Origin of the sequence: Chlorogloeopsis sp. ULAP02, assembly GCF_038404745.2 — a bacterium.
Taxonomy (GTDB): domain Bacteria; phylum Cyanobacteriota; class Cyanobacteriia; order Cyanobacteriales; family Nostocaceae; genus Chlorogloeopsis.
In genome coordinates this window covers 25424-31756 of sequence record NZ_JAYKTT020000043.1, presented here as the reverse complement: position 1 = coordinate 31756, position 6333 = coordinate 25424, and the positions used below count along the sequence as shown (strand labels likewise).

At 45.6% G+C, this 6333-nt stretch carries 7 protein-coding genes and 2 pseudogenes; 2 read left to right on the top strand and 7 right to left on the bottom strand.

Features of this window, described 5'->3' with window-relative positions; translation table 11 throughout:
* Both U2718_RS14875 and U2718_RS14870 read left to right on the top strand, forming a co-directional pair.
* Nucleotides 1–285 (top strand): annotated as a pseudogene (locus U2718_RS14875) (hypothetical protein); the annotation flags it as partial.
* A 178-nt stretch (nucleotides 286–463) separates the two neighbouring features.
* Nucleotides 464–655, top strand: a complete 192-nt coding sequence (locus tag U2718_RS14870; protein WP_342001365.1) for a hypothetical protein — start codon at nucleotides 464–466, stop codon at nucleotides 653–655.
* Nucleotides 656–1055: 400 nt separating this feature from the next.
* Here U2718_RS14870 and U2718_RS14865 read toward each other — a convergent pair whose 3' ends face one another.
* The 7 genes and pseudogenes from U2718_RS14865 to U2718_RS14835 form a co-directional block, all read right to left on the bottom strand.
* The gene (locus U2718_RS14865) at nucleotides 1056–2270 is read right to left on the bottom strand and encodes a transposase (protein WP_342001363.1); all 1215 of its coding nucleotides are present in this window, start codon (nucleotides 2268–2270) and stop codon (nucleotides 1056–1058) included.
* A 145-nt stretch (nucleotides 2271–2415) separates the two neighbouring features.
* Nucleotides 2416–2952 carry an ester cyclase gene (locus U2718_RS14860; protein ID WP_342001361.1) on the bottom strand — a complete coding sequence of 179 codons (537 nt, stop codon included), beginning with the start codon at nucleotides 2950–2952 and terminating at the stop codon, nucleotides 2416–2418.
* 117 nt (nucleotides 2953–3069) lie between these two features.
* Nucleotides 3070–3246, bottom strand: a pseudogene (locus tag U2718_RS14855) (SDR family NAD(P)-dependent oxidoreductase); the annotation flags it as partial.
* A 129-nt stretch (nucleotides 3247–3375) separates the two neighbouring features.
* On the bottom strand, nucleotides 3376–3729 hold the full coding sequence (locus U2718_RS14850) for a nuclear transport factor 2 family protein (protein WP_342001360.1): 354 nt from the start codon (nucleotides 3727–3729) through the stop codon (nucleotides 3376–3378).
* Nucleotides 3730–3956: 227 nt separating this feature from the next.
* Complete coding sequence (locus U2718_RS14845) at nucleotides 3957–4985, bottom strand: zinc-dependent alcohol dehydrogenase family protein (RefSeq protein ID WP_411813298.1); 1029 nt, start codon at nucleotides 4983–4985, stop codon at nucleotides 3957–3959.
* A 163-nt stretch (nucleotides 4986–5148) separates the two neighbouring features.
* Nucleotides 5149–5373: a nuclear transport factor 2 family protein gene (locus U2718_RS14840; RefSeq protein WP_411813299.1), complete on the bottom strand. Its 225-nt coding sequence runs from the start codon at nucleotides 5371–5373 to the stop codon at nucleotides 5149–5151.
* Nucleotides 5374–5560: 187 nt separating this feature from the next.
* Nucleotides 5561–6313, bottom strand: a complete 753-nt coding sequence (locus tag U2718_RS14835) for an SDR family oxidoreductase (RefSeq protein ID WP_342001354.1) — start codon at nucleotides 6311–6313, stop codon at nucleotides 5561–5563.
* Nucleotides 6314–6333 lie beyond the last annotated feature (20 nt).

The window sequence follows — 6333 nt, the reverse complement described above, 5'->3', positions numbered from 1 at the left end:
TTACTGGTTGAATGTTCATCTCCACAAAAAGAAAATAAAGTTTCAGCTATAGAATCGAATCCTTCACTTACGCCTTCATTATCCTCAGCTAATGTTAATAATGCTACGCCGTCGTTAAATTCAGAAGTGTTACCTGATTTATCAAATAAAGAGAAGCTTGGAGAAGTTAGTGCGGAGAACGACTTAATTGACTCGTTTTATTTTGATGGTAATGGTGTGAGAGTGAGTTTGACTGTAGCGGCTGATAAAGCTTGTTTTATCTACGTGCGGCGACCGTGTTGGTGAGGTTGAAATTGAGTCACTACGGCGCGAAAAGTTAGGTTTATGGCGTTCTTATAATACCCAGCGTCTTCTAACTCAACCTGCTGGCAATAGACTAAGCGTTTATTTATCAAGTGAAGAACTTTTTTCTACTTATGAAAATCCTGCCATATCACCAGAAATTCTTGTAGCAGCAAAAGAATTGAAGGAGCGTGAAAAATCATTTAAATTACTTTTGCGTCAGGATTTAAAGGCAAGTGAATCAGCAAGACGAATTTATGTCAATCAGTGTCAGAAATTAGGCAATTTTTATTATAAGGAAGAATTGCCTCCTCTCACGGACAAAGAGAGGAAGGAATTTGGGAGAAGTGTTGAAAACAGTTCTGAAAATTAGTTATTAAAACAGTGACAATTGCTCCATCTTAGTATTACTTTCAGTTGAAGTTGCTGTAACAGGGTGCTTGTTGTTATTTGAAGACTTCTTACCCCATCCCTCTTTCGCCGCGTGTTTGACTACACGAGAACGAATATCAGCAGCCAGGGTTTCATAATCAGAGCGGATTTTTTCATACGAAACCGGAGTTGTACCAATCTTCTCCCATAATTTATCGTATTTGAATTCTTGAAAGGTCTGTGCCTGACGAAGGCATCATAACTTGCCCAGAGGTAAACATCTGTCCATTCCGGTGATAGCGGCACTTCAAAAGCAATTGGCATCATCAGTGCAACAACTTCGCTACTAGAGGCGAGTTTACCTACTTCTCCCTTGTCTATCTCTTTTGACACTCCCCGAATTAGAAATTCGGGGATTCTTGCTTCACAGGGATTCCAATGAATTTACCCTCAGCAAGCATCTTCACCGTATGCCCTACAGCTGCAAGTCCTCTGTTCAGAACTACTTGTGCGGCGGCTATATCCCTATCAGTGGTATAGCCGCAATGTGAACAAACATGAGTACGTTCTGATAATTCTTTTTTACCTGTCTCAATACCACAACTCGGACAAATCTGGCTGGTTTTGCGACTGTCTACTTTTTGGAAATAGACACCACGCTTAAAACAGGTCTGCTCTAAGATGTTGAAGAATTGACCAAATCCAGCATCTAGACAATGCTTACCCAGCATTCCACGAGACAATCCTACTAGGTTCAAGTCTTCCAGAAATACCATCCCTGCATCATTACAGATTTGGTGAGACAGTTTAGAGTGCCAATCTTTACGACAGTTAGCAACGTACTCATGCAGTTTTGCAACTTTCCTTTGGGCTTTCTTCCAATTGTTCGAGCCAATACGTTTTCTTGAGACACGCTGTTGCAGTAATTTCAGCTTGCGTTCGGTATCTACAAAAAACCTCGGACGCTTGACTAAAAGACCATGAGAAGTTGCAACGAAACTTGTTAGCCCTACATCTATCCCTATTGCTTCCCCATGTGGGATCGGTTGAGGTACAGATACATCCCATTGAACGGTTAGCATCACATACCACCCAGAAACACGTTTAACTACACGGGCTTGTTTTACTACCCCACCATCAGCTATCCCCCTTGATTGTCGGAATTTAACCCATCCAATCACAGGAAAATTAACCATTCCTGCTCTTAGTCTTTCGCCTTGCATTTGCGGGAAGACAAAAGAACGCATTCTCCCAGGCTTTTTAAATCTAGGAAACCCATGATTACGTTCCCACATCGCTACAAATGCAACTTCAAGACGTTTGAGAGTTTGCTGCAAAACTTGAGACTGTACTTTTTTTAGTTCTGGAAACTCTTTTTTGGCAGCAGTTAACGCTTTGCACTGACTAGCGTAAGTTGGACGCGGTGTATCAGCAGGAATAATGTATTCGTACTTGAGTGAACAAGCATTCATCTGGCAACTACGCGATAAATACCAATCCTTGCGTTCAGCCAAAGCATAGTTGTAGACACGGCGGTTAATTTCTAGCCAGTCTTCAAACGTTTGAGCTTGTGCATGGGTTGGCTTTAACTTAAATTCGTATGTCAGATTAAACACTTGTTCATCACCCCCTTTAGTATTATAAATCGTACTTGCGTTTTATAAACATTACAGACAAATAAATTTGTCCTCCAAAGCTTATATCCCCTGCCTAAATGCGAAGGGCTTTACGCATCACGCTCGTAAAGCTGCATCTAATCTATCAACAGCGATCGCGCGCCAAACCCAGGACGGGAAGTGTACCCGGATCGAGCAAGCCGAGTTGAACCAATACACTTGCCTGATCCCAGTAAATGTGTTCGTGGGCTAGTTTGCCGTCACGGAACTGGACGATCGCTACTACTGGCACTTCCACCCGTTTTCCGGTGGGAGCAACGCCGGGTAATATCCATTCCATCCAAACAGTATGAGTGAACTTAGCCTCCATTTCATCCACGAGTTGATCTGTCCCGATCGTGCGCGAGATTGGGGTCAACTCCATGTCCGGCGGCATCTGTGGAATGAAGTATTTGGAATAAAACTCGCGCAGTGCTGGTTTCCCGACTCCCCCGGTCATTACCGGGATGTGGTTAACGTAAGCATCTTCAACCATCGTAGCGAGGGCATCTTCAGTACTGTGAGTGCCAAACTCGTACTGTAAATGCTCTTCCCAAAGTGCTTGCAAAGACTCCTGGGCTGGTGTCAAATTGGTAGTTGCTTGTAAATTTGCTTGTCCGTCTACAGTTTGCTCTTTGACCATGATTAAATACTCCTGGTTCTATCTATCTAAAGTGTCTTGAGTTCCAATGCTTGACTGCTTTCAGATTCTTAAAATGATTTGTCAGATTCTTGTGATGTTAGTGAACTTGTTTCAATGGACGTATAAGCATTCAGCGCCTGTTTCACGAATCAGTTTGGCAGTTTTTTCACCTTCTGCATCGCGTCTGCCGGAGAACACGACTTTTGCTCCAGCAGCACCAAATGCGATCGCTGTTGCTCTGCCAATACCCGTTGTGCCACCAGTCACTAACGCCACTTTATCTTGCAGTATCATTCTGTTTCTCCTGTTTCAATCAATATTGACCTTCAAAAATCGAACTCCGATCGCATCTCAGCCCATGCCAGCGGCTGCTATCACCGGGACAGTGGGCAGGTTGAAAACGACGTGAACGACGACAGCGGGTCAGACCGAGGTTTTGATGACGAAAGCCCTTAATTCGACAATCTTACCGCCGCGAAAGCGCCAGACATCGCAGTACGAGTAATGAGCCGCCTTCCCGTCTTCGTCCTTCATTGTGATGTCGCCGAGTGCCGTAACAAAATCATCCTCAGCGATGAAGTTAGCAACCATAAACTTTGGCGGCTCTACGTATGTCGTTGCCATCCATTGGCGAACGGCTTCCTTTCCTTTAAGGGTCTTGTCACCTACAAACGTCCATTCCATGTTGTCGGCGCAGAACGACAAGAATCCTTCATTGTTACCTTCAGTGATCGCCGCATTTGCCTCTTCTAAGATTGCTTTATTTTTGTCTGACATTTGAATTTCTCCTCTGGTCAATTCGTAAGCCGCTTTTTCTCAACAATTTCGCGGGTATTGCCAGTTCATAGTCGAGCCGCTTGTAAAGATTACAGACCCGCCGAAGATAAGTGCCGAAATCTGCTGAATTTTGCTGTCTGAATGATGCGCCATCTTCACTCTTAATTATTCACTTTCATCGTAGAATTGCCTTTCGTCAACTACCGATGCAATACTCGCCTCACCCCCTAATTTTCTGTAAATTTCAGCACAATTTTGCCCCGTGTTCCTCCCTGCTCTAGACGCTGATGTGCCAGAACGACCTGATCCCAAGACAATACTGAATCAATCACTGGGCGAAGCTGATGACGCTCGATGAGTTTTGTCAAAGCCTCTAATTTTGCTCGGTACTGGGGTGACAAAACAAAATGAATCGTCAGATTCTTGCCCCATGCTTCAAGAAGCGATTGCGGTATTGCAATGTCTACAATGCTTATAAGCCTACCGAAGGGACGAATGATTTCTAGACTACGCTGAATCGTTTCTCCGCCGATCGTATCTAGAACTAAATCCACACCCAGTCCATTTGTTTCTTGACGAATGACTTCTACGTAATCTTCATTTTTGTAATCAATCACTCGATCTGCGCCCAGTTCTGTCACGAAATCTCGGTTTCTAGAACTACACGTTGCAAAAACGTATGCCCCTATTGCTTTGGCGAGTTGAACTGCGATCGAACCCACTCCACCCGCACCCGCATGGATGAGAACTGTTTCACCAACTTGTAGATTGCCCCTAGTCACTAGACAATCCCAAGCCGTTCCGCCTGCAAGCGGAAAAGAAGCTGCTTCAATGTGCGATAGATTTGCTGGCTTCAATGCAACAATCGCTGCATCAGCCACATGATACTGAGCGTAGCTACCGAATTCTCCAAAAACTTGCGGCGAGTAATACACGTTGTCTCCCACCTTGAAATCAGTCACAGCTTCGCCAATTGCCTCAATCACCCCTGAAACATCGACTCCAAGGATAGCGGGTAATCGAACCAGTTCCTTGTAATCACCACGACGAGTTTGGTAGTCGATCGGGTTAATCGAGGTTGCACAAACTCTGACTAACACCTGATTCGCCTTCAGTGTTGGTGTGGGAACAGTTTGAATCTCAAGCTTCTCAGCATCACCAAACGCAGTTAATACGGCTGCTTTCATAGATTCCATCTGTGCCAACTCTCCTTGATTTAGAATAAACAGTGACGGGATTTCAATACCATTCAGCATAGGTAAGTTCTCCCTAACTTCGTAAGTCAGCACGATTTGGTAAGGTAGTTACCGTTCAGAACATCGTGTTATCGTTAGCCGACGCTTCCGGGATGGTCTCAAGCACGTCCCAATGCTCGACTATCTTGCCTTTATCATCCAGGTGGAAGATGTCGATGCCCGCCTAGTCGTTGTCGTCCGGCCATTGTTGGTAGCAATGCAAGACTACATAATCGCCTTCAGCGAAGACGCGCTTAAACTGGACGCACTTGCCCGGATATTCTTTCGCCATCCTCTCGAAATATTCGATGAAAGCCTGCTTCCCGTCGGCCACCGCTGGGTTGTGCTGGATGTACACGTCGCCGACATATTTCTCGATGGCTTCTGCGGGCTGAAACTGATTGAACATCAGGTCATAAAATGCCGTGACCGTCTGTTTGTTCTGCTCAAGTTTATCCGTCATTCGTTCTACACCTCACATTACACAAAACACCCAAAGGCTCAAATCAGCGGCGGCAAAGAAACTCGAACGCAGCACTAGCGGCTTTAAACAGTCTGCTGCATTGTTAGCTGGCCGCTCTGGACACAGCACCTATTTAGATTTGTGCCATGCCACCATCGACGAATAGCTCGATGCCGTTGACAAAGCTGCTGTCATCGGAAGCCAGAAAGACAACGGCTTTGGCGATCTCGTCGGGCGTGCCGACTCGTCCCAATGGAATATTTTTAGCTTGGCTCTCCACAAATTCTTTCGCCTGCTCCTCACTGAATCCAAACTGATCGTAACCAGGAGTCGGAACCGTGCCAGGACTAATAGCATTCACCCGGATTTTGCGTTCTTTAAGGTCGAGTGTCCAGTAGCGGGCAAACGATCGCACGGCAGCTTTAGTCGCGCCATACACGCTGAAGGCTGGAGTGCCAACGATAGAAGCAGTTGAGGCATTCAGGATGATGGCAGCACCCTCTGGCATCAGTGGCAGTGCTTTCTGCACAGTGAAAAGTAGACCCTTGACATTGGTGTTGAATGTTTTGTCAAAATGTTCTTCGGTGATTGATCCGAGCGGGATGGGTTGTCCAACGCCAGCATTCGCAAAGACCACATCCAAGTGACCTTGCTTTTGCTCGATCGTGGCGTAAAGCCGATCGAGGTCTGCCAGATTTGAGACATCGCTCTGAATGCCCATGACGTTATTACCAATCTCGTTTACAGCCGCATCAAGTTCAGTCTGACGACGACCCGTGATAAAGACATAGGCACCTTCAGCGACAAATCGCTTGGTTGTGGCAAGACCGATGCCGCTGGAGCCGCTAGTGACAAGCGCAACTTTTCCTGAGAGTTTTTGTGACATGGTGTTTTCCTGGTTGAGTT